General features: G+C 54.0%; 17 protein-coding genes. 13 read left to right on the top strand and 4 right to left on the bottom strand.

The window, feature by feature from the left end:
* Together QLH52_RS13485 and QLH52_RS13480 are read left to right on the top strand one after the other, a co-directional pair.
* Nucleotides 1-3,123, top strand: a complete 3,123-nt coding sequence (locus QLH52_RS13485; RefSeq protein ID WP_319961924.1) for an MdtB/MuxB family multidrug efflux RND transporter permease subunit — start codon at nt 1-3, stop codon at nt 3,121-3,123.
* Nucleotides 3,120-6,194: a multidrug efflux RND transporter permease subunit gene (locus QLH52_RS13480; RefSeq protein WP_319961923.1), complete on the top strand. Its 3,075-nt coding sequence runs from the start codon at nt 3,120-3,122 to the stop codon at nt 6,192-6,194. The genes QLH52_RS13485 and QLH52_RS13480 overlap by 4 nt, the downstream gene beginning before the upstream one ends.
* Here QLH52_RS13480 and QLH52_RS13475 read toward each other — a convergent pair.
* From QLH52_RS13475 to QLH52_RS13465, 3 genes are all read right to left on the bottom strand, one after another.
* Nucleotides 6,181-9,060 carry an EAL domain-containing protein gene (locus tag QLH52_RS13475; RefSeq protein WP_319961922.1) on the bottom strand — a complete coding sequence of 960 codons (2,880 nt, stop codon included), beginning with the start codon at nt 9,058-9,060 and terminating at the stop codon, nt 6,181-6,183. The genes QLH52_RS13480 and QLH52_RS13475 overlap by 14 nt on opposite strands.
* A gap of 15 nt (nt 9,061-9,075) precedes the next feature.
* Complete coding sequence (locus QLH52_RS13470) at nt 9,076-9,552, bottom strand: type IV pilin protein (RefSeq protein WP_033159058.1); 477 nt, start codon at nt 9,550-9,552, stop codon at nt 9,076-9,078.
* 156 nt (nt 9,553-9,708) lie between these two features.
* A complete protein-coding gene (locus tag QLH52_RS13465) occupies nt 9,709-11,034 on the bottom strand; it encodes a cyclic di-GMP phosphodiesterase (protein WP_101054099.1) in 1,326 nt (441 codons plus the stop codon).
* Between the two features lie 478 nt (nt 11,035-11,512).
* Here QLH52_RS13465 and nifH point away from each other — a divergent pair, with 478 nt between their 5' ends.
* From nifH to QLH52_RS13410, 11 genes are all read left to right on the top strand, one after another.
* Nucleotides 11,513-12,391, top strand: a complete 879-nt coding sequence (nifH, locus tag QLH52_RS13460; RefSeq protein ID WP_033159060.1) for a nitrogenase iron protein — start codon at nt 11,513-11,515, stop codon at nt 12,389-12,391.
* 103 nt (nt 12,392-12,494) lie between these two features.
* The gene (nifD, locus tag QLH52_RS13455; protein ID WP_033159061.1) at nt 12,495-13,976 is read left to right on the top strand and encodes a nitrogenase molybdenum-iron protein alpha chain; all 1,482 of its coding nucleotides are present in this window, start codon (nt 12,495-12,497) and stop codon (nt 13,974-13,976) included.
* A gap of 149 nt (nt 13,977-14,125) precedes the next feature.
* Nucleotides 14,126-15,709, top strand: coding sequence for a nitrogenase molybdenum-iron protein subunit beta (gene nifK / locus QLH52_RS13450; protein ID WP_033159062.1), 1,584 nt, complete (start codon nt 14,126-14,128; stop codon nt 15,707-15,709).
* A 99-nt stretch (nt 15,710-15,808) separates the two neighbouring features.
* On the top strand, nt 15,809-16,030 hold the full coding sequence (gene nifT / locus QLH52_RS13445) for a putative nitrogen fixation protein NifT (RefSeq protein ID WP_033159063.1): 222 nt from the start codon (nt 15,809-15,811) through the stop codon (nt 16,028-16,030).
* A 4-nt stretch (nt 16,031-16,034) separates the two neighbouring features.
* Nucleotides 16,035-16,235 (top strand): 4Fe-4S binding protein, encoded by a 201-nt coding sequence (locus QLH52_RS13440; RefSeq protein ID WP_020483289.1) that lies wholly within the window; start codon nt 16,035-16,037, stop codon nt 16,233-16,235.
* Nucleotides 16,236-16,239: 4 nt separating this feature from the next.
* Nucleotides 16,240-16,932 carry a nitrogen fixation protein NifX gene (nifX, locus tag QLH52_RS13435; protein WP_319961921.1) on the top strand — a complete coding sequence of 231 codons (693 nt, stop codon included), beginning with the start codon at nt 16,240-16,242 and terminating at the stop codon, nt 16,930-16,932.
* 2 nt (nt 16,933-16,934) lie between these two features.
* Nucleotides 16,935-17,201: a DUF6129 family protein gene (locus QLH52_RS13430; protein WP_026603355.1), complete on the top strand. Its 267-nt coding sequence runs from the start codon at nt 16,935-16,937 to the stop codon at nt 17,199-17,201.
* 9 nt (nt 17,202-17,210) lie between these two features.
* Nucleotides 17,211-17,975, top strand: coding sequence for a 4Fe4S-binding leucine-rich repeat protein (locus tag QLH52_RS13425; protein ID WP_033159065.1), 765 nt, complete (start codon nt 17,211-17,213; stop codon nt 17,973-17,975).
* Entirely contained in the window at nt 17,968-18,930 is a 963-nt protein-coding gene (locus QLH52_RS13420; protein WP_319961920.1) for a hypothetical protein, read from the top strand. The genes QLH52_RS13425 and QLH52_RS13420 overlap by 8 nt, the downstream gene beginning before the upstream one ends.
* A gap of 103 nt (nt 18,931-19,033) precedes the next feature.
* Entirely contained in the window at nt 19,034-19,363 is a 330-nt protein-coding gene (locus tag QLH52_RS13415) for a hypothetical protein (RefSeq protein ID WP_319961919.1), read from the top strand.
* A gap of 60 nt (nt 19,364-19,423) precedes the next feature.
* Entirely contained in the window at nt 19,424-20,284 is an 861-nt protein-coding gene (locus tag QLH52_RS13410) for a GNAT family N-acetyltransferase (RefSeq protein ID WP_319961918.1), read from the top strand.
* Nucleotides 20,285-20,750: 466 nt separating this feature from the next.
* Here the strand turns inward: QLH52_RS13410 and QLH52_RS13405 are convergent, their stop codons facing one another.
* On the bottom strand, nt 20,751-22,280 hold the full coding sequence (locus QLH52_RS13405) for a hypothetical protein (protein ID WP_319961917.1): 1,530 nt from the start codon (nt 22,278-22,280) through the stop codon (nt 20,751-20,753).
* Nucleotides 22,281-22,436: the final 156 nt, after the last annotated feature.

Here is a 22,436-nt window from a genome sequence, read left to right as displayed (position 1 = left end):
ATGGCCGCCGCGCAAAACCCGCTTCCCGGCTTTAACCCGTCGCGACACTTTATCCTGCGTCCGGTCGCCACCTCCTTGCTGATGCTGGCCCTGCTGCTGGCCGGGGTTTTGACTTACCGCTTATTGCCGATCTCGGCGCTGCCGCAAGTCGATTACCCGACCATTCAAGTCACCACGCTCTATCCCGGCGCCAGCCCGGAAGTCACGACCTCGGCGATTACCGCGCCGCTGGAACGCCAGTTCGGGCAGATGCCCGGCCTGCGGCAGATGTCCTCGACCAGCTCCGGCGGCGCGTCCGTGGTGACGCTGCAATTCGATCTGGCCTTGGATCTGGACATTGCCGAACAAACCGTGCAAGCCGCCATCAACGCCGCCAACAATTTCCTGCCCAAAGACCTGCCGCTGCCGCCGATTTACAACAAGGTCAACCCGGCGGACACGCCGATTTTGACCTTGGCGGTGACGTCATCCAGCCTGGCCTTACCTAAAGTCCAGGATTTGGTCGACACCCGCCTGGCGCAGAAAATCGCCCAATTGCCCGGCGTCGGCCTGGTCAGCATCAGCGGCGGTCAACGGCCGGCAGTCAGAATCCAGGCCAACCATCAAGCCCTGGCCGCCTATGGCCTCAGCCTGGAAGACCTGCGCAACGCCATCGCCGCCGCCAATGTAAACCAACCCAAAGGCATGTTCGACGGCCCGCAACGCTCGGCCATCATCGACAACAACGACCAACTGCGCTCGGCCGCTGAGTACCGCGACTTGGTGGTGGCTTACCGCAACGGCGCGCCGGTACGCCTTTCAGAAGTCGCCGACGCGGTCGACGCCGCCGAAAACGTCAAACTGGCGGCCTGGGCCAACGACAAAGCCGCCGTCATCGTCAATATCCAACGCCAACCCGGCGCTAATGTCATCGAGGTGGTGGACCGCATCAACAAGTTGCTGCCGCAACTGCGGGCGACCTTGCCGGCCGCGATTGAAGTACTGCCCTTGACCGACCGCACCGTCACCATCCGCGCTTCCGTGCACGATGTACAGTTCGAGTTGCTGCTGGCCGTGGCGCTGGTGGTGATGGTGATTTTTCTGTTTCTGCGCAATCTGCCGGCGACCATAATCCCGGCGGTCGCGGTGCCGTTGTCGTTGGTCGGCACCTTTGCGGTGATGCACCTGGCCGGTTTTAGTATCAACAATCTGACCTTGATGGCGCTGACCATCGCCAGCGGCTTTGTGGTGGACGACGCCATCGTTGTCATCGAAAACATCTCCCGCTACCGGGAGCGCGGCGAATCGCCCTTGCAGGCGGCCTTGAAAGGCTCGGAGCAAATCGGCTTTACCATCATCTCCTTGACCATCTCGTTGGTGGCGGTACTGATTCCGCTGCTGTTCATGGGCGACGTGGTGGGTCGTTTATTCCGCGAATTTGCCATCACCTTGGCGGTGGCGATACTGATCTCGGCGGTAGTGTCGCTGACTTTAACGCCGATGATGTGTGCAAGGCTGTTACGGGCCGGCGAAACAGGCCACGAACAACACAGCGGCTTGCTCGACAAAGTCATCGCCGCTTACGGCCGCAGCCTGGAATGGGTACTCAAGCACCAAGGCCTAACGCTGTTGGTGGCCATCGCCACGCTGGCGTTGACCGTGTTGTTATACGCGGCCATGCCCAAGGGCCTGTTCCCCATCCAAGACACCGGTCTGATTCAAGGCATTACCGAGGCGCCGCCCAGCATTTCCTTCGCGGCAATGGCCGAACGCCAGCAAGCGATGGCTCAACAGATCCTGGCCGATCCGGCCGTGGCCAGCCTGTCGTCGTTTATTGGCGTGGACGGCAGTAACCCGACCCTGAACAGCGGCCGCTTTTTAATCAACCTGAAACCGCAAGCCCAACGCGACAACGCCAGCAAAGTGATCGAACGCTTACGGCCACGCCTAGCCGATGTACCGGGCATCTCGGTCTATCTGCAACCAGTGCAGGACATGACCTTGGAAAACAAGGTCAGCCGCACCCAGTTTCAATTTACCTTGCAAACCGTGGATTTAGCGGAATTAAACCGCTGGAGCCAACGTCTGGTCGAGCGCATGCGCGCCCTGCCTGGTATCGCCGATGCCGCCAGCGATGTGCAAGACCAGGGCCTGCAAGCTTACATCGAAATCGACCGCGCCAGCGCCAGCCGGCTGGGCGTCAGCACCGCCGACATCGACAACGCTTTATACAACGCCTACGGCCAGCGCCTAGTCTCGACCATTTTCACCCAGTCCAATCAGTACCGGGTAGTGTTGGAAGTAGACCCCAAGCAGCAGCGCGGCCCGGAAGGCTTGCAAGAACTGCGGATTCCTTCCAGCAATGGCAGCCAAGTGCCGCTGTCGGCCCTGGCCAGCATTTCCGAACGGCAAACCGCGTTGGCCATCAACCATCTGGATCAGTTTCCGTCCGCGACCATTTCCTTCAACCTGCCGGCGGGCGCCGCCTTGGGCGACGCCATTCAAGCCATCGAACAGGCCAAGCAGGACATCGGTTTACCGTTAGCGGTGCAAAGCGATTATCAGGGCGCGGCCTTGGCATTTAACGCCTCGCTGAGTGGCACGCTTTGGTTGATCCTGGCTGCCATCGTCACGGTATATATTGTGTTGGGTGTGCTTTACGAGAGTTATATTCATCCCATCACCATCCTGTCCACCCTGCCCTCGGCCGGGGTCGGCGCGCTGCTGGCCTTGCAGTTGTCCGGCAACGATTTGGGCATCATCGCGGTAATCGGCATCGTGCTGCTGATCGGCATCGTCAAAAAGAACGCGATCATGATGATAGACTTTGCGTTGGAAGCTGAGCGCAAGCAAGGCCTGCCGCCGCGCGAAGCGATTTTTCAGGCCTGCCTGCTGCGTTTCCGGCCGATTTTGATGACCACGCTGGCGGCTTTGCTGGGCGCGCTACCCTTGATGCTGGGTAGCGGCGTTGGCTCGGAATTACGTCATCCCTTGGGCATCAGCATGGTCGGCGGTTTATTGCTCAGCCAATTGCTGACCTTGTACACCACACCGGTGATTTATTTGAGCCTGGACCAGCTGGCCCGAAGGTTGCGCGGCGCGGCCGAATCGCCTTTAGCCGACAACGGCGACCGCCGGCCGTGAACATATCGGCGCTGTTCATCCATCGTCCGGTCGCTACCACGCTGCTGACGCTCGGCGTGGCATTGGCCGGCATCATCGCCTTTCTACAACTGCCGGTCGCACCCTTGCCGCAAGTGGATTTCCCGACCATTTCGGTGTCCGCCAATTTGCCCGGCGCCAGTCCGGAAACCATGGCGGCCACCGTCGCCACCCCGCTGGAACGAGCGCTGGGCCGTATCGCCGGCATCAGCGAAATGACTTCGGCCAGTTCCCTGGGCTCGACCCGAATTACCTTGCAGTTTGATTTAAATCGCGACATCGACGGCGCGGCCCGCGACGTACAAGCCGCGATCAACGCCGCCAGCAGCTTGCTGCCCAGTAATCTGCCCAATCGGCCCAACTACCGCAAAGTCAATCCGGCCGATTCACCGATTCTGATTCTGGCGCTCACCTCCACCAGCCTCAGCCGCGGCCAAATGTACGACGCCGCGTCAACGATATTAGCGCAGAAAATCAGCCAGTTGCCCGGCATCGGCCAGGTCAATGTCGGCGGCAGCTCGCTGCCGGCTGTCCGGGTGGAACTGAATCCCGGCGCGTTAGCACAATACGGCATCGGTCTGGATCAGGTCGCCCAAGCCATCAACGCCAGTAACGCCAATCGCCCCAAAGGCGCGCTGGAAACTGGCGAGCGGCATTGGCAAATTCACGCAAACGATCAGGCCGAACACGCCGCCGATTACCTGCCGCTGATCGTCGCTTACCGCAACGGCGCGCCGGTGCGCATCGCCGATCTGGGGACCGCGGTGGATTCGGTGGAAGACTTGCGCAGTACCGGCCTGAAGAACGGCCAGCCAGCGGTGTTATTGATCATCAATAAACAACCCGGCGCCAATATCATCGACACGGTCGAACATGTCAAAGCCATGCTGCCGCAATTGCGCGCGCTGACGCCGGCGGCCATGGAATTATCGATAGTCTCGGACCGTTCGCAAACCATTCGCGCCTCGGTCGATGAGGTGGAACGCAGCTTATTGATCGCGGTGGTGCTGGTAATCCTGGTGGTATTGCTGTTTCTGCGCCGGCTGCGCTCCACGCTGATCCCGGTCGTAGCGGTGCCGGTATCGCTGATAGGTGCCTGCGCGGTGATGTATTTGTGCGATTACAGCCTGGATAATCTGTCGCTGATGGCTTTGACCATCGCCACCGGCTTTGTCGTGGATGACGCCATCGTGGTCTTGGAAAACACCAGCCGGCATATCGAAAACGGCGTGCCGCCGTTCCAGGCGGCGCTGCGCGGGGCTGGCGAGGTGGGCTTTACGGTGTTGGCGATGAGTTTGTCGCTGATCGCCGTCTTCACGCCGATATTATTGATGGGCGGCATCGTCGGCCGGCTGTTTCGGGAATTTGCCGTGACCCTATCGGCGGCGGTATTGGTGTCGCTGGTGGTGTCCTTGACCGTAACGCCGATGCTGTGCGCCCGCTGGCTGGAACCGGCGGAAAATCATACGCCCGGCAAGCTGTCGGCTTGGCTGGAAGCCCAATTCCAGCGCCTGCAAAACGGCTATCGCCGCAGTTTGAGTTGGGCGCTGCACCATCCCAAATTGATGTTGACGGTGTTGCTGGCTTGCATTGGTTTGAACGTGTATTTGTACATCATCGTCCCGAAAGGGTTTTTCCCGGTGCAGGACAACGGCCGGCTCAGCGGCACCATCCAGGCCGATCAAAGCATTTCCTTCCAAGCCATGCAAAGCAAACTGCATGATTTTGTCGATATTTTGCGGCAAGATCCGGCAGTGACCAATGTGGTGGGCTTTGCCGGCGGCATGCAAAACACCAATTCCGGCCTGATGTTTGCGGTACTCAAGCCGCCCGAGCAGCGTGACGCGCCGATGGCTGAAATCAGCCGGCGCATGCGGGAAAAACTTGCCGACGAACCCGGCGCCAGCCTGTTTTTACAGCCGGTGCAGGATTTGCGCATCGGTGGCCGTGGCTCGGCGGCGCTGTACGAGTTTGCCTTGCAATCCGAGGACTTGAACCTATTGCGCGAATGGACACCCAAGATCGTCGCGGCGTTGCGCAAGCGGCCGGAGCTGACCGATGTCAACACCAATCAGCAAGACAAGGGCCGGCAAATATCGCTGGTGGTGGATAGAGACAAAGCCGCCAGCTTGGGCGTCAGTCAGGCGGCCATCGATACCACCTTGAACAATGCCTTTGGGCAACGCCAGGTGTCAGTGATCTATAAACCGTTGAACCAATACCGGGTGGTGCTGGAACTGGCGCCGGAATACTGGCAAAACCCGCGCACCTTGCAACAGATTTACGTCAGCGCCAGCAGCGGCACCCAAATTCCGCTGGCCACGCTGGCTAGCTTCCAGACCAGCAACGCGCCGCTGACCGTCAACCATCAAGGCCAGTTCGCCGCCGCCACAGTGTCCTTTAACCTGCTGCCCGGCACCTCGCTGTCCACCGCCACCCAATTCATCGAACAAACCCTGCGCGACCTCGGCACGCCGGCGGCGGTGCGCGGCAGTTTTCAGGGCTCGGCCAAGGCTTTTCAGGAGTCGCTACGTAACCAACCCTGGCTGATTGCTGCGGCACTGCTGAGTATTTACATCGTGCTGGGCATGCTCTATGAAAGCTATATCCATCCGCTGACGATCTTGTCCACCCTGCCCTCGGCCGGGGTCGGCGCCTTGCTGGCCTTGCTGGCTTGCGATACCGAGTTCAGCATCATCGCCTTGATCGGCGTGATTTTGCTGATCGGCATTGTGAAGAAGAACGCGATCATGATGATCGATTTTGCCTTGGACGCCGAACGCCACAAAGGGCTGAGCGCCGAGGAAGCCATCTTCCAAGCCTGTTTATTGCGCTTTAGGCCGATCATGATGACTACGTTGGCGGCGATGCTGGGTGCGTTGCCGTTGGCTTTGGGTTCGGGTTACGGCGCGGAGTTGCGCCAGCCCTTGGGAATTTCCATTGTCGGCGGTTTGATTTTCAGTCAATTGCTGACCTTGTACACCACGCCGGTGGTGTATCTGTATCTGGATGGTGTCAGTGCCTGGGGCCGCCGCTGGTTTAGCTGGAACTAATCGCCGGCAGGTCTGCGCCACGCTTGGCAGCGTCGGCCTGCAACAAACTTAAAAATTCATCGCTAGGCACCGGCCGGCTGAATAAATAGCCTTGAAATAAGCCACAGTGATGTTGTTTCAATAGTTCTAGTTGCGCTGCGGTTTCCACGCCCTCGGCGATAGTTTCCATACCCAAGCCGTCGGCAAGTGCCAGAATCGCGCGGACGATAGCAGCGCTACTGTCGTCGCTTTCCAGCTGCCGGACAAACGATTGATCGATCTTCAGCACATCCAGCGGCAATTCTTTTAGGTAAGACAACGAGGAGAAACCGGTCCCGAAATCGTCCATGGACAGCGTTAGTCCCAGCGCTTTCAAATGATGCATGCGTTCGATGCAAGCCTTGATGTTGCCGATAGCCACCGATTCGGTGAGTTCCAGTTCTATGAAACTTGGGTCGGTACCGGTTTTGCTCAACACCGCCGCGATTTTCTCGACCAATTCCGGGTGCTTAAAATCGACCGCGGAAAGATTGACAGAAATCCGCAAGGGCCCCAGGCCTTGGGCATGGCAAGCGTTTACCCACAAACAGGTTTGCTCCAAGACCCAATCGCTGATCTCCACGATTAAACTGGTCTGTTCGGCCAAGGGAATGAATTTAGCCGGCGAAATCATGCCCAGCTCGGTGTGCCGCCAGCGGATCAAGGCTTCGGCGCCGACGATGCGGCCATCCCAATCGACCTTGGGTTGATAGAACACCAATAGCTCGTTTCTGCCGATCGCGCCGCGTAGTTCTTGTTCCAGCTTGATATTTTCCAATGCCGCCGCATTCAATTCCGGCGAATAAAACCGGAAATTGGCGCGCCCCTCGCTCTTGGCGTGGTACATGGCGGCATCGGCATTCTTCAGTAAATCCGGCACGTTGTCGGCATCGTCGGGAAACAGTGCAATCCCGATACTGGTCGTCACGGTCATGGGCAATCCGGCCACCGTCACGGGTTGCTTCAGCGCAGCCAGAACTTTCTCGGCAACCGCGCTGACGAAGGCCGCCGGGTTATGCTGAGTATGCAATTCACCGATCACGATGACGAACTCGTCGCCGCCCAGTCTGACAACCAGATCGGTCGCTCTAACGCAATTGAGAAAAATCCGCGCCGCTTGCCGCAGCAATTCGTCGCCTGCAGCGTGTCCCAGCGAGTCGTTGACGTTTTTGAAGCGATCCAAGTCCATAAAAAACACGGCAAGTTGCGCGTCATCGCGCCGGGCCCGCGCAATTTCCTGCCCCAGCCTGTCATGCAGTACCAAGCGATTGGGCAAGCCGGTCAGGGAATCGTAATGGGCGTGCTGGTATAGCTTCTCTTCCCAGGCGGCATTGGACAACGCGACGGCGATACGGTCGCCGAAGTTGATGGCCGCATTGCGCGATTCCGGCGGAATCCGTTTCGGCGCTTGATAACCCAAGCAAATAAGCGAAGCCAGTGCACCGTTGACATGAACGGGAACGACCAAATAACGCCATGCGCCGGACACGCCGAGCACCTGCAAATACTCGGACATCCGCTCGTCATTGTTAGCAATCTCCAGGGCGCCATTGTGCATGGTGCGCAAATCCGCTACATCCTGTTGGCTAAGAATCACCGGTTCGGCTAATTTTTCGGCATCGTGCCCGCTGCGCCGAACCCGAATCTCGTCGGCGATACCGGTATCGGGATTGACCGCGGCGATGGAAATCAAATCGCAAAACAATATGCTGGGCAAGCGATTCAACGCCGTGTCGATAATGTCTTCGGCATTTAAGGCGGAGAGAATATGACGGTCGATTTCCGCCATGGTGGCGAGAATATCGAACTGGCTGCGCAGGCGGCGGGTCATTTCGTTGAACGAATCCGCCAACTCTTCAAATTCGTCATGGCTATCAATATCTACTCGACATTCCAGATTGCCGTCGGCAACACGTTGAGTGCCTATTTTTAAGCGTTCGAGCGGCGTTAAATATTTAGCAATCAACCTGCTGCTCAAATACACGACAATCAGCGCGGCCAGCAGAATCACCGGTGGGTAAATCGCGCTAAATTGCCGAATTGCCGCAAACGCCAACGATTCAGGCAGGCTTTGCACGACGATCAGGTCCGGACCGAAAAATAGCGTGGCGACCGGCAGCTTCCAATACGCGCCGAGGTAGGCTTCGCCGTCCCTTTGCCACGAGAAGCGGCCGCTATTGGCTTGCGCGACTTGCGCCCTAAGCTCCGGAGACGGATCGAAATCTTGCTCCAGCGCGAACAATATCTGTAGCGAGTCTGCAGCCATCACCCACAGCAGATTGTTGGGATCGATAGTTTCGGAATTCCATAACAAGTCGGGTTTCAATTCGGCCATCAGGATACCGGCTTTCGGTGAGTTTTCGACCAGATTGATAGCCATCCACAAGCGATTGTCTTCAAGCCGCTGGCCACTCACCGGTTTAATCAGCGTTTTCCCGACCAGAATCTGCGCAAGCTCTTCTGCCGTCAGGGTCGGAATCGCTGCATTGTCTCGGGACAATGCGGATGGTTGACCATCGGCGCGGAGCACTGCCAACCCGGTGAACTGGCCTTGCAGCCATTGTTCGCCGGCCAGCGCCACAGGTTTATCCTCCTTGTTGGATTTATGAATTTTCAAGGCCGCCAGCCGCAGAGAATTTTCGGCAAACAACAAACGGCTGACCAGTCCGTAGGCGTAATCCTTACAGCCTCTCTGCAATGCCTTGGCAGTCTGTGCTTGCAACTGCTGCTTCACTTGCTGGAATGACAGGACGCCCAATATAGCGATTGGGATCAACGCGGCCAACACGAAAGAAAACAGAATGCGGCGGGCAACCTTGCTATGGCTAAAAGACAGCTTGCGCTCCATTGCTAAGGGGTTCTCTCAGAAATCCGCCGCCAAACCGACGAAACCGCCATCTCGGGCCAGGATAATATCGTCCAGACTGTCCTTCTGGCTGATCTGCTTTTTAGTGACGCCATTCTTACCCAGGCTGTACAAATCGTATTTGGTGTTGATGGGGTTAAGCGCATGATCTTTTCGGACTGAGCCCATGGTGCCTGGCCCCCCCTCTATGATATTGAGATAGACATAGTCTCTACCCCAGGGGTCCTTGCCGTTGTTGGGCAGAGCAGAGGTAATGTCGCTAAGCGCATTCGGGTAGTGAAATTCGCGGGTGTAATACCGTTCGATTTCCGTCTGTATGGCTAGCAGATAGCTAATCGCAAGGTCGTTCTTACTTTTATCGATATAACCGTTGTAGGCAGGTATCGCAATGGCCGTCAACACCGCCATGATGGCGACCGCCAACAGCATCTCCATCAGCGTAAAGCCTTGCCCTCCCCTGTTTTTTCTGTACATTTGATTCCAAAACGCCTCGAGAAATTTGCAGCCCTGGCTTGGCAAAGCTGAGCAAAAGCATACGGACGATAATCCCACGCACAAACCCTTTCGTGACCATCGCCAGGTTGCTTATTCTAGCAGAGTTGCTCTAAACGTCCGGTTTCGTAGGGTACCCTAGCGTTTTTCGTTCGCAAAGCCCTTTTGCAAAACACCTTGTTGGTAATATTTTTTGATGTCTATGTTGTAATCCTGGGCTTTGACAATGCCTTTGATAGTCAACACCTTGCCGCGATCGTCCAGCAGCATATCCGCTAGATTGACAATTCTTTCCTGAATCCGCTGTTTCTTGGCATCGAGCAACAGGATGACTTTCGGCCGCAGCTTCTGCAATTCATTCACCTCCACCACAATGGCGATGTAACCGTTGGTCATCATGACGATGCTGCCGGGCGGATAAACCCCCAGACATTCTATAAATTTGATCACCAAACGCTCATCCAGCTGAGAGCCGGCCATATTGGCCAGGATATTGGTCGCTTCCAGATGCGTCCGGCCTTTCTGATACACCCGGTCGCTGGTGATGGCATCGTACATATCCACGATGGTAACGATTCTGGTGAAGAGCGAAATCCCTCTTTCGCCGATACGCCGGGGATAACCTTTGCCGTCCAAGGTTTCGTGGTGAGAATAGGCCGTGTCTATCGCCCCTGGATACATTTGATCGCTGGATTTGAGCAGTTCGTAGCCCAGAGCGGCATGCGAGCGCATAATCGCCAGCTCCTCAGGTTCCAACTTGCCGGGCTTATTCAGAATATCCAAAGGCACCAACATTTTGCCCATGTCGTGCATCATCCCGCACAAGCCGACATTGTTGAGGTTGGCTACGGAAAAATTCAGGTAGCGGCCCAACACAATGGCTAAGGCGCAAACGTTCAAGCTATGTTGTGCGGTGTATTTGTCTTTGTTCTTGAGCTGGTTCAGCCACAAAAAAGCATCCGGCGAATGCAAAATACTGTTCACGCATTGCGCGACCGCTTCTTTGGCGGCTTGAGTGTCTATCCCTTCGCCATTGGCGATGCGCTCCATAAAGTTGGATACCAACTGACCCACTTCTTTATGAACATGTTCGGCACGTGCAAACTCTTTCTCGAAAACACTTAGCTTTGGCGGCGGCGGCGCACCAAAATCAATATTGCTCTCGCTGAGCAAACTGTCTTGAGTGGTTTTAGCTTGGACTGGGCGTTTTCTTTTGCGGGTGGCGTCGATATAGACGTACTGGCAAACATCTTTTACCGCGCGAATATCGGCTTCCGTTTCCAGTTCAAACCCTTGAAATAAGAACGGGCTCTCCAACCAAGGCCGGTCCAATTCGATGACATACATGCCGACGGTCAACTGGCTAACCGGCGTGTAGATGCGCTGATTGACATCGAAGGAATCATCCTTCTTCGCCTGACTTTTCAGCTTGCGGCGGAAAGGCCACCAATTCTTAAAGAACATACAAAGACAATATCATTATTAAATTCGAGAAATACCGCATGAGTAACTAAAAAATGTGGCTGCAAACCGCCACCTACAGGTACCGTGATAAAACCGGATATACGCCTGCTTATGCCCGGCGCCCAAGATTGGCATCAATTATAGAGTGTGTAGGCGATTATTCACCGAAGTCGTCCGGGCAAAGCAGCAAACTCCCGTTATCAGCAAGCCAAATCAAGACACAGCGTGATCGCTAAAGGACCGGGGCCAAAATCCGCGGCGAATACGCACCTAGCCCCCGCTTCAAATAAAAACCCCGCGATTTATGTTGGTTAGATAACAGGCCTTACAAAGAATGTTGCTAATCCGACCATCGAAAAAGCTAGAAATATTATTTTTAATCCTTTATTTTCAATTACTTAAAACACATCAAAACTTTGGCACGGCCATTGCAATTATCAGGTTGTTATTAACAACACCTACTCAAGAGGAGAAGATCATGGCGAAATTACGTCAATGTGCTATTTACGGTAAAGGTGGTATCGGTAAATCTACCACCACGCAAAACCTGGTTGCTGGCTTGGCAGAGCTGGGCAAAAAAGTAATGATCGTCGGTTGCGACCCTAAAGCCGATTCTACTCGTTTGATCCTGCATGCGAAAGCGCAAAACTCTATCATGCAAATGGCAGCTGATGCCGGTAGCGTAGAAGATTTGGAACTGGAAGACGTATTGAAAGTGGGTTACCGCGACGTTAAATGCGTTGAATCAGGCGGTCCAGAGCCAGGTGTAGGTTGCGCCGGCCGTGGTGTTATCACCGCGATCAACTTCTTGGAAGAAGAAGGTGCTTATACCGACGACCTCGACTTCGTATTCTACGATGTATTGGGTGACGTTGTTTGCGGTGGTTTCGCGATGCCAATTCGTGAAAACAAAGCCCAAGAAATTTACATCGTATGCTCAGGCGAGATGATGGCTATGTATGCTGCCAACAACATCGCTAAAGGTATCGTGAAATATGCTAACTCAGGCGGCGTGCGTTTGGCCGGTTTGATCTGCAACAGCCGTAACACCGCTCGCGAAGACGAACTGATCATGCAATTGGCTGCCAGAATGGGCACACACATGATTCACTTCGTACCACGTGACAACGTTGTCCAACGTGCCGAAATCCGTCGTATGACAGTAATCGAGTACGAACCAACCGCGAAACAAGCACAAGAGTATCGCGACTTGGCGCAAAAAATCATCAACAACACCAACTTGGTGATCCCAACGCCAATCACTATGGACGAGTTGGAAGACTTGTTGATGGAATTCGGCGTCATGGAAGAAGTTGACGAAAGCGTTGTCGGTGTAACCGCAGCAGCCGAAGCTTAATCAGTATGTAGGTTGGGCCGGCTGTTAGCCTGTCCAACCTGCTTTCGCATAGTTCCTAACAAGTCTGTGGGGGATTACCCAGGACTACCAGGAGGATTTCATCATGGCAGCCATGACAAGAGAAGAGACCGAAGCGCTTATTCAAGAAGTGCTGGAAGTCTATCCCGAAAAAGCTAAAGCTGATCGCGCCAAACATTTGGCCATCAACGATCAAAGCTTGGAAAAATCAAACAAATGTATCACTTCCAACCGTAAATCCCTGCCCGGCGTGATGACCATTCGTGGTTGCGCCTACGCGGGTTCCAAAGGGGTAGTTTGGGGTCCTATTAAGGACATGATCCATATTTCACACGGCCCGGTTGGCTGTGGTCAATATTCCCGTGCCGGTCGCCGTAACTACTATGTAGGTACTACAGGCGTCAACACCTTCGGTACCATGAACTTTACTTCGGATTTTACCGAGAAAGACATCGTATTCGGCGGCGATAAAAAACTGGCCAAATGTATCGACGAAATCGAAACCTTGTTCCCGCTCAACAAAGGCATCTCCATTCAATCCGAGTGCCCAATCGGTTTGATCGGCGACGACATCGAAGCGGTTTCTAAAGTTAAAAACAAAGAGTACAACAAAACCATCGTGCCGGTGCGCTGCGAAGGTTTCCGTGGCGTCTCTCAATCTTTGGGTCACCATATCGCTAACGACGCGATTCGCGACTGGGTATTGGAAAACCGCGACGGCGATGAAAGCTTCCCAACTACCCCTTACGACGTAGCCGTGATCGGCGACTACAACATTGGTGGTGATGCTTGGGCTTCACGTACCTTGTTGGAAGAAATGGGTCTGCGCGTTGTGGCTCAATGGTCTGGCGACGGTACCATTGCCGAGATCGAAAAAACCCCAAAAGTGAAGCTGAACCTGATTCACTGCTACCGTTCGATGAACTACATCGCCCGGCACATGGAAGAAAAGTACAACATCCCTTGGATCGAGTACAACTTCTTTGGCCCGACTAAAATCGCCGAGTCTTTGCGCAGAATCGCCGCTCACTTCGATGACACTATCAAAGAAGGTGCTGAGCGCGTCATCGAACGCTACAAAGCCGAATACGATGCCGTTATCGCTAAATACAAACCTCGCCTGGAAGGCAAACGGGTAATGTTGTACATCGGCGGTCTGCGTCCTCGCCACGTGATCGGTGCCTATGAAGATTTGGGCATGGAAGTGGTCGGTACCGGTTACGAGTTCGGTCACAACGACGACTACGACCGCACCATTAAAGAAATGGGCAACGCGACCTTGTTGTATGACGACGTCACCGGCTACGAATTCGAAGAGTTCGTGAAAAAAGTCCAACCTGACTTGGTCGGCTCCGGTATCAAGGAAAAATACATTTTCCAAAAAATGGGTGTGCCTTTCCGCCAAATGCACTCCTGGGATTACTCAGGCCCTTATCACGGCTACGACGGTTTCGCCATCTTCGCCCGCGATATGGACATGACCATCAACAACCCTTGCTGGAAAAGCTTCAAAGCGCCTTGGAAAACCGAAGCGACCGAGAGCGAACCTGTCAAAGCGGTTGCGTAATCCGTAGGGTGGGCATTGCCCATCTTAACTCCCGGAAAGGTGGGCAAACTGCCCACCCTACTAGGAGCCAAAATGTCGGTCGGGATTTCATTCCCGGCAAAATCCAATCAACGCCGGACCACAGATTAGTGGCGCGTTAGGAGATTATCATGAGCCAAAATGTCGATAAAATAGAACCCAGTTATCCTTTATTCAGAAATGACGAGTACAAGGAAAGCTTGGCCAACAAACGCGAACAGTACGAAGAACGTCATCCACAAGACACCATTGATGAAGTGTTCCAATGGACGACTACCAAGGAATATCAAGAACTGAACTTCCAACGTGAAGCGATCACGGTTAACCCTGCCAAAGCTTGCCAACCTCTGGGCGCGGTACTTTGCGCACTGGGTTTTGAAAAAACCATGCCTTACGTACACGGCTCACAAGGCTGCGTGGCTTACTTCCGGACTTACTTCAACCGTCATTTCAAAGAGCCTATCTCTTGCGTATCTGACTCGATGACTGAAGACGCGGCGGTATTCGGCGGTCAGAAAAACATGTTTGCCGGTTTGGAAAACGCCAAAGCCCTTTACAAACCCACCATGATCGCAGTATCAACCACCTGTATGGCGGAAGTGATCGGTGACGACTTGAACGCATTCATCAACAATGCCAAAAAAGAAGGTCACGTCGATCAAGACTACCCTGTGCCATTTGCGCATACGCCTAGCTTCGTCGGTAGCCATACCACGGGTTGGGACAACATGTTCGAAGGTATTGCCCGCTACTTCACCCTTGAAAAAGGTATGTTGCCTGAAGGTAAATACGAAGTTGGCAGTAACAACAAAATCAACTTAGTCCCCGGCTTTGAAACCTATTTGGGCAACTTCCGCGTCATTCACCGGATGTTGAACGAAATGGGTGTTGACCACACGCTGTTGAGCGATCCTACCGAAGTGTTGGATACCCCAGCTGATGGCCACTTCAACATGTATGCCGGCGGCACCACGATCGCCGAAGTTGCAGATGCGCCTAACGCGATCACTACCGTGTTGCTGCAACCTTGGCAGTTGGAAAAAACCAAAAAATTCGTTGAAACTAGTTGGAAACACGACGCGCCGAAATTGAACATCCCGATGGGCTTGGAATGGACCGACCAGTTCCTGATGAAAATCTCCGAACTGACCGGCAAACCGATTCCAAAATCGCTGGAAGTGGAACGCGGCCGTTATGTGGACATGATGACCGACTCGCACGCTTGGTTACACGGCAAAAAATTTGCCTTGTACGGCGACGCCGACTTTGCTCTGGGTATGACCAAATTCCTGCTGGAAATGGGCGCCGAGGTAACCGACGTGTTAGTCAACCACGCCAACAAACGCTACAAAAAAGCGGTTGAAGAAGTGTTGAAAGCCTCGCCTTACGGCCAAGAAGCGACGGTACATATCGGCAAAGATTTGTGGCACTTCCGTTCATTGATGTTCACCAACAAACCGGACTTCATGATCGGTAACTCCTACGGCAAATTTATCCAACGTGACACCTTCTACAAAGGCGAAGAGTTCGAAGTACCGTTGATCCGTATCGGCTTCCCCATCTTCGATCGTCACCACTTGCACCGTATGACCACATTGGGCTACGAAGGCGGCATGTACATGTTGACCACCATCGTTAATGCCTTGTTGGAGCAGTTGGATAAAGAAACCAAAGGTATGGGAACCACCGACTACAACTACGACTTGATTCGTTAAGCGTAGGGTGGGCACCGATTCAGGCGCCCACCAGTCAATCATATCGTGTCGGGTTACAGCGCAGGCTTAACCCGACCTACACTTGTCTGGAGAATCCCAATGCCTAGCGTCATGCTCAGGAAACGCGAAGACGGCAAATTGCTGTTCTACATCGCTAAAAAAGACCTTGAAGAAACCATCGAATCCTTAGAATTTGACAGCGCCGATAAATGGGGCGGTGAAGTCACTCTGGGTGACGGATCCAAATATTACTTTGATCCGCTGTCACCTCCGCCTAAAATCCCTACAACTTTGCAAGCTAAACGGTTATCGGAGGAATAAAGCCATGTCTCTGTATATTGTTGCCGAAGAATGCATTTCCTGCGGCGATTGCCTGCCGGTCTGCCCTACCGATTCCATCAAGGAAGGGGCAATTGTTTTTGAAATCAACAAAAAAACCTGCACGGAATGCAATGGCGATTACGACGAACCGCAATGCGTCAAGGTTTGCCCAATCGACAACTGCATTCTGCCTTTAGTGGCTTGACGCCATGAGCCAGTCTACCTTAACCCGTGAACTGGCACTGCGCATCGGGCTGGCGGCTCGCGCCCTGCCCGATACCCCTCCCAAACTGTTTATCTCCGTGCTCCGTGCCTGTATAGGCACAGCTTTAAACGACAAAAACCTGGCCGAACTCGGCAAAGCCCAGTTCCAACAAGCCTTGAACAATTTCGGTATTGTCGCCAACGCCGAAAGCATCCGTGAATCGTTGCGCATTCTGCAAAACAGCGAGGAACCCGCGCCGATAGCCGATTCCTGCCAGACAATTGCATCCGCCAGCTCGATCCGAATTGCCATCGGCAGCGACGATCCGCAGTTAATCAGCGGGCATTTTGGCTCGTGCCGGCAGTTTTTGATTTATCAGATTGCCGCGGACGACGCCCGGCTCGTCGATGTGCGCAGCATCGATAGCGACGCGCAACGGCTGCATGACGACAAGAATGTGTATCGCGCAGAACTGATCGCCGATTGCCGAGTGTTGTATATTGCTTCTATCGGCGGCCCGGCGGCGGCAAAACTTATCAAATACGGCATTCATCCGGTTAAAGCCGACCAGGGCGAAGCCATCACTCAAATTATCAAACAACTGCAAATCGTTTTAGCGCATGCCCCGCCGCCGTGGCTGGCTAAATCGATGGGCATCCAGCCCGTGCAGCGCGTTTGTTTCGAACAGGAATCCTAGCGATGATTAGTCCAGAGCAACTGCAAACCATAGCCGAGAAAATTAACGGCCAAGCCTTGAACGAAACCGTCGTCAGTGGACTGCGCGGCGAATACCCCGGCGTCCATTTCACCTATTGCATGGACGACGACCTGCCCAACAATGAACCGTTATTGGAAGGTGCAGGCTTCAATCTTTACTTGGTCGATGGCCGCGAACATTGCTTACGCATTACCGATAATTACGAAAATGCCTCGGGCATTGTGATCGCCGAAGTTATTCCCGAATAAGACGATAATATGGCGGAACAAGACAGCCCTGTTACTCTGCCCGTCGCCGATTGCAGCCTCTGCCCGTTCCGGGGGAAAACCCTGCTGATGGGCCGTTGCATGCCCGGCGATACCTGCGTGTTCATCAATAGCGGCCGGCAAATCGACCGTTTCTTTCGGGTCAATCCGGCCTACGCCACGCTTTATTTGCAAGACCCGTTCTGGGAACGCCGGGCCATCGCCGTGCGCTACGCACCGCTAAAAGCCTTGTCGGCGCTCATCACCGACGAAGACGAAGTGGTGCGCCGCGCTGTCGCGTTTCGCCTGCCGGCCCAGCAGTTACAAGCCCTGATCGACGACCCGGACCGCGAAGTACGCATGACGGTCGCGGACCGTATCGATCCGGAACACCTGGAGTTGCTGGCCGACGACCCCGACTATATCGTGCGCTTGATGGTCGCCAAACGCCTACCACCGGGCCGCTTGTTTCGTTTCATCAAAGACGAAGACTTACAAGTACGCAAGCGCGTTGCCGAACGGCTGCCGGAAGTCAGCCTGGGGCTGATGGCTAACGACCGTTCGCCGGATGTGCGGCGCATCGTCGCGGAACGCATGGCGCCGGAAGACGCAACCATGCTGTTAAACGACGAAGATTGGGTTGTGCGCTACACAGCGGCACTAAAGGTCGATCCCGCGCAACTCGCCGCTCTCGCCGAGGATCCGGAACCGGATGTCCGCGAACTGGTAAGGCAACGCTTACATTCAAACTCCACACCTGAAGCCGATCATGACTGAATCAAGACTCAATCTTGCCGGACAAGACATTACCGATTGCTGTAAAAAAATCATCCCCGGCCAAACCGACGATTTGCTGCTCAGCAAACTCCAGGCACTAATTCCCGACCACCCTATCCGCCTGGCCTTAACCGGCGACGAGTGGTACCGGCTGGGCGGCGTGGTGGATATGGACGGCAAACGCATCGCCAACGATTTAATCGAGTGGGTGGAACGCACCTATCTGGAATGCGGACAAAACCTGCAAACCCTGATCGATTACACGCTGGAACAAAAACTGATCGCCACCAAGCAAACCGGCAAAACCCTGTATTTTGTGGTACAGACCGGCACCAAAGCCGAAGACTTTACGCTGATCGAAATTGACAAGACTCACGAAGTCTCTGATCGAATGCTGGTCGACGAAAACAATCCACCTGACGACCTGGAAGAATTCATCGACCCGCTGCAACCCTTCTGCATCGAGAGTTTCGGCTTTGGGCATTCTCGGTACACCTACCGGCGCAAGACCGATGTCAAGCTGTTCATGGAAGTGATTAACGAGCGCCATCCCGGCGAACATCCGGTACAACGCTTCATGGAAGACTGGAACCGCAGCAGCGCCGGGCAAAAATACAGTATGTCGGAAGACTGGATCATCCGCCCCTACCGACACACCGGCCGCTTCGGCGAGCAAATCGTCAACGTGGAAATCGTCAACACCCACAAAAACAACCTGCCGCATCTGGAAGACTTCGCCGGCAAGAAAGGCAGCGCGTTAAGTAATGTATTGAATCGCTTTGACCGGCAAGCCGGTTATCCGTTTGCCTGGTTTTTTTATATGGTCAAAGGCAAGTTGGTGTCCACTCACAGCGCTGACGCAGTCTACAAGGATATTTCCGGGGATTTTGCTTATTTGCCGGAGCGGGATGAGGCGGTGTTGAGGGATTGGATTGCTACGCCGTATAACGTTTGAGGTGTTGAATTGGCCGTCGTCCTTGCTGGGCGTAGGGTGGGCACGGTTTTTTGTGCCCACGCGGTGAAGGGGATTATGTGTCGCTATCGCGACGGTTGTTTTAATGTCGGGTCTCGGCCCGACAGCCGAGATACTTTCTTTTGCATCGTCAAAAGAAAGTATCCAAAGAAAAGGCGACCCGGATGCCGCTTATTCCCTGCGCTCCTCGCTTTTGAACGGGGTCGCCGAAAGGGGCTTCCTGCCCCTTCGGCAACGCGATGCATCCCTGCATCGCCCCTGCGGGCTATTCCGTTCAAAAGCTCCGGTGCTCGGCGCGGCATACGGGACCAAAACCAATCCAATCTTAAAAGCTGGTCAGAATGTAAACAAAGTAAGTTTTGGTGACTTCAATTGTGCTGGATTCCGTTTCGTCTCTGTCAGTTCTCATAATTAATGAAAAAAATCTCAAAATTTATGAAATAGCTATTCGATTGATCGTGCAGGCAGATATTGATTGACCGGGATCGCCTCCCCCTTGCTGTCTTTCGGTCAATTTGATTCAATGAATCAAGCGTTATGCTTCAAGGAGATTCCATTGACCAAAACGGTAATCCATATCGTCGATACCATTGAGCGACCCTTCGTAATACGTTGGTCCAACAACCACGATATGCAGCAAATTCACGATTGGTTACAAGAAGAGGATGCGCTGGGCGTTCACGGCAATTTCCTCTGTAACTGGAACCTGACTCAGAAGTGCCATGAAAAAGGGGCGCTGCTTGTTCTGATTGATGAAATTGAAGGCATTCCAGTCGCTTACCAGTGGAGCCAGTTGCTGAGATCGGGCATCCTCCAAATTCGTAATGGTTGGAGGGGAAAAGGTCTTGGGCGGCTAATTGTTGAATATTGTATAGAGCTTGCATTGCAGCAGGATGAGATGGTTTTGAGAATTGAGTGCAAACCTTCTTCCTCTATCCCATTTTGGGAGGCAATGGGCTTCACGATCATTGAGGGCGATTTCGGAGAAAACGCCAAGGGCTTCAAAGTCTTGTCCAAGAAGCTAGCGCTACCGCCTGGCGGAAAACCAACATTAGCAACGATTAGCTTGTTTCCCGAAGAAAGAAAATGGCAAGAGGATGCTCCAGCACTAGCCAGGTATCACCTCGACGCCATCCTCGCTGCGGATGGAAAGATACATTTGGTTGAGCGCGCTTCGTTTCCGATGGACTTTCGCCGCATGAGTCGCGATCCAGTTATAGAAATCATAGTGGATGGTAAGTTGATCTTCAGGGATAAGGCTAAGTATCCAGAAGCCCAAGCTCACGGCGTGAAGTGGTGCCTAAATGGCTTCTATATCGATGCAGTCACAATATGAATGTAATGCAAGCCAAGAAATTGAGGGCAAGGCCGTAACGTGCAATCGTAGGGCGTCAATAGGCGTAGCCGTATTGCGCCGTATGTTGGCTTTAAATCATTCGGCGCATTACGCTGTCGCTAATGCGCCCTACAAAATTTCATACAAAATAATCTGTCGAGTTCGGCGCGGGGTTTCTCCCGTATGCCGCGCCGAGCACCGGAGCTTTTATCGAGATCAGCCCGAAGGGGTGCGGCAGGGATGCCGCACGTCGGCGGAGGGGCTGGGAAGCCCCTTCTGCCGACCCTCGATAAAAGCTCTGGAGCGCAGGATCAAAGCGGCATCCGGGTGGCGTTTCTTTTGGTGACTTTTCTTTGGCCAAACAAAGAAAAGTTACTCGGCTGTCGGGCCGAGACCCGACATTAAAACCAGCCGTCGCGCCAGCGACACATAAACTTCAACCACGCGCCCACCCGACAAATCCAATCTAATCACTTGCCGTCTTAAACCGAGCCGCAGCCCCCAGCAACCCGGTAACAAAAAACGCCGTCCCCACCAAGGTAAACCGCAGATTCAATTTCTCAATCGCCAAATCGTCCGTCGCATACAGCATGAAAATCACTGCAATTCCGCCCCAGGCCAGAAAGCCCAATACGGCGGACAAAATGGTTTTGCTCAAGGCTTCGGATTCGCTGGCCGGCGCGTCCATCCGGTAGGCGACGAAACCGCAAATCAGCGCCGGCATAATCCCCCAGCGGGCGTGGTCGAGGAAACTGTCCAGGAAATTAAAATCATCCCGGCGATAAAAGGTTAACTCCAGAATAAATGTCGAGATGGTGGTACTGACCAGGAAGCAGACGAACATGATTGCCATGTAGAAGCCGTAATTATGCTCGGCGGGTTCCTGTTGATGCCGGAATGCGACGCTGCGCAAAGCGAAAACCAGCGTGATCGGCACCACATAAATCGCGATCGAATAGGCGATCCAGCGCAGGGTGGTATAGCTAAAGTGCGGCAACGGTTTATCCGGAAACAAAAATACATTGTGCAGCGCCACCGACACTTCGCGCCCCAAAATCACGCCAAACGCGGTCGCCGCCGCGAATATCAGCAAGTATTTATAGGTGTGCTTCAAGCGCGCTTCGTGCACATTACCGCCGAGCTTTCTGACCGTCTCCCACATGTCGTTTTCGCTAGGGCTGCCGAATACCACCGCCGCCGCCAGTAATCGGCACAGAAGACTGGTCAGTCGGTCCAAGTCTTTTAGCAAGTTGACGGTCTTGGTGTAATGCGGCTCGGCTTCTTTCCAAATATTCACTTTTTCCGACATTGCATTATAGGAAATGCAGATTTCGCCCCATTTCAGCGAAGGCTCGCTGAACAAGCGTCGGTAAGAGGATTGGTCGGCGTAATGTTGAATCTGGTCGAACAGCAGGCTGTTATGGGCCCATTTGTATTCGACCGTGGCGCCGGATTTATCGAAATCGCCGGCGTCGATGCTTTGCACCAACAGGCGATCGGCGATTTGGGCTTTGATTTTATCGTCAACCGCCGACAGCCTGGATTTGATCAGCGCGTTATACACTTCGACCGCTTTAGTCGGAATGGCAAAGGCGTCGTGAATACTGTCCCGTAAAATTAGCAAGGGGTTAAACGGGCTTTCCCAGGCGACGAAAAATAACATGATGCCGGCAGCAATCAGCGGCAACAGTTTACTACCGTCCAAACCGTACAGCAGATTCACAAATTCGCCGACGCGCAAATGGCTGACGATCAACGTCACCAGCGGCTCCAACGGCAGCCACTGCCAGGTCAGCAAATAGAACAAAGCGGCCATTAACGCGCAGTAAAGGGCAACTCCGCTCCAGTAAGTGCCGCGCCGGATAAAGTACTGCGGCAAGGTCGGTTCCGCTCCGAGCTGGATCCGGCGCTTTTGAAACGAGCGGTAAGCCAAAAACCCGGCGGCCAGAGTGCCGAGCAACAGAATCAGAAAATTGATCAGAAATTCGATGGTCATTGTTCCAACGTGATTATGCAAAGTTTGGGAAAGCGGCCATGCCGGCTGACGGCCATTCTAAAGCAAAGCCTCGCGTTTTAGCGAAGGCAATTAGTCGAGCCGGTTGGAATCGGTAGCAACAGGATTACCCTGCATCGCAGGTGTATGAACGGGGTT

The sequence above is a fragment of the Methylomonas defluvii genome (assembly GCF_033949435.1).
Taxonomy (GTDB): domain Bacteria; phylum Pseudomonadota; class Gammaproteobacteria; order Methylococcales; family Methylomonadaceae; genus Methylomonas; species Methylomonas defluvii.
This window is presented reverse-complemented; position numbering and strand designations above follow the sequence as displayed.

Bases quoted from the DNA above. Each gene is read 5' to 3' on its own strand.
- nifH (WP_033159060.1), top strand. From the start codon at position 11,513: ATGGCGAAATTACGTCAATGTGCTATTTACGGTAAAGGTGGTATCGGT.
- QLH52_RS13405 (WP_319961917.1), bottom strand. From the start codon at position 22,280: ATGACCATCGAATTTCTGATCAATTTTCTGATTCTGTTGCTCGGCACT.
- nifK (WP_033159062.1), top strand. From the start codon at position 14,126: ATGAGCCAAAATGTCGATAAAATAGAACCCAGTTATCCTTTATTCAGA.
- QLH52_RS13475 (WP_319961922.1), bottom strand. From the start codon at position 9,060: ATGGAGCGCAAGCTGTCTTTTAGCCATAGCAAGGTTGCCCGCCGCATT.
- QLH52_RS13430 (WP_026603355.1), top strand. From the start codon at position 16,935: ATGATTAGTCCAGAGCAACTGCAAACCATAGCCGAGAAAATTAACGGC.
- nifD (WP_033159061.1), top strand. From the start codon at position 12,495: ATGGCAGCCATGACAAGAGAAGAGACCGAAGCGCTTATTCAAGAAGTG.
- QLH52_RS13415 (WP_319961919.1), top strand. From the start codon at position 19,034: ATGTCGGGTCTCGGCCCGACAGCCGAGATACTTTCTTTTGCATCGTCA.
- QLH52_RS13465 (WP_101054099.1), bottom strand. From the start codon at position 11,034: ATGTTCTTTAAGAATTGGTGGCCTTTCCGCCGCAAGCTGAAAAGTCAG.
- nifX (WP_319961921.1), top strand. From the start codon at position 16,240: ATGAGCCAGTCTACCTTAACCCGTGAACTGGCACTGCGCATCGGGCTG.
- nifT (WP_033159063.1), top strand. From the start codon at position 15,809: ATGCCTAGCGTCATGCTCAGGAAACGCGAAGACGGCAAATTGCTGTTC.
- QLH52_RS13485 (WP_319961924.1), top strand. From the start codon at position 1: ATGGCCGCCGCGCAAAACCCGCTTCCCGGCTTTAACCCGTCGCGACAC.
- QLH52_RS13470 (WP_033159058.1), bottom strand. From the start codon at position 9,552: ATGTACAGAAAAAACAGGGGAGGGCAAGGCTTTACGCTGATGGAGATG.
- QLH52_RS13425 (WP_033159065.1), top strand. From the start codon at position 17,211: ATGGCGGAACAAGACAGCCCTGTTACTCTGCCCGTCGCCGATTGCAGC.
- QLH52_RS13440 (WP_020483289.1), top strand. From the start codon at position 16,035: ATGTCTCTGTATATTGTTGCCGAAGAATGCATTTCCTGCGGCGATTGC.
- QLH52_RS13420 (WP_319961920.1), top strand. From the start codon at position 17,968: ATGACTGAATCAAGACTCAATCTTGCCGGACAAGACATTACCGATTGC.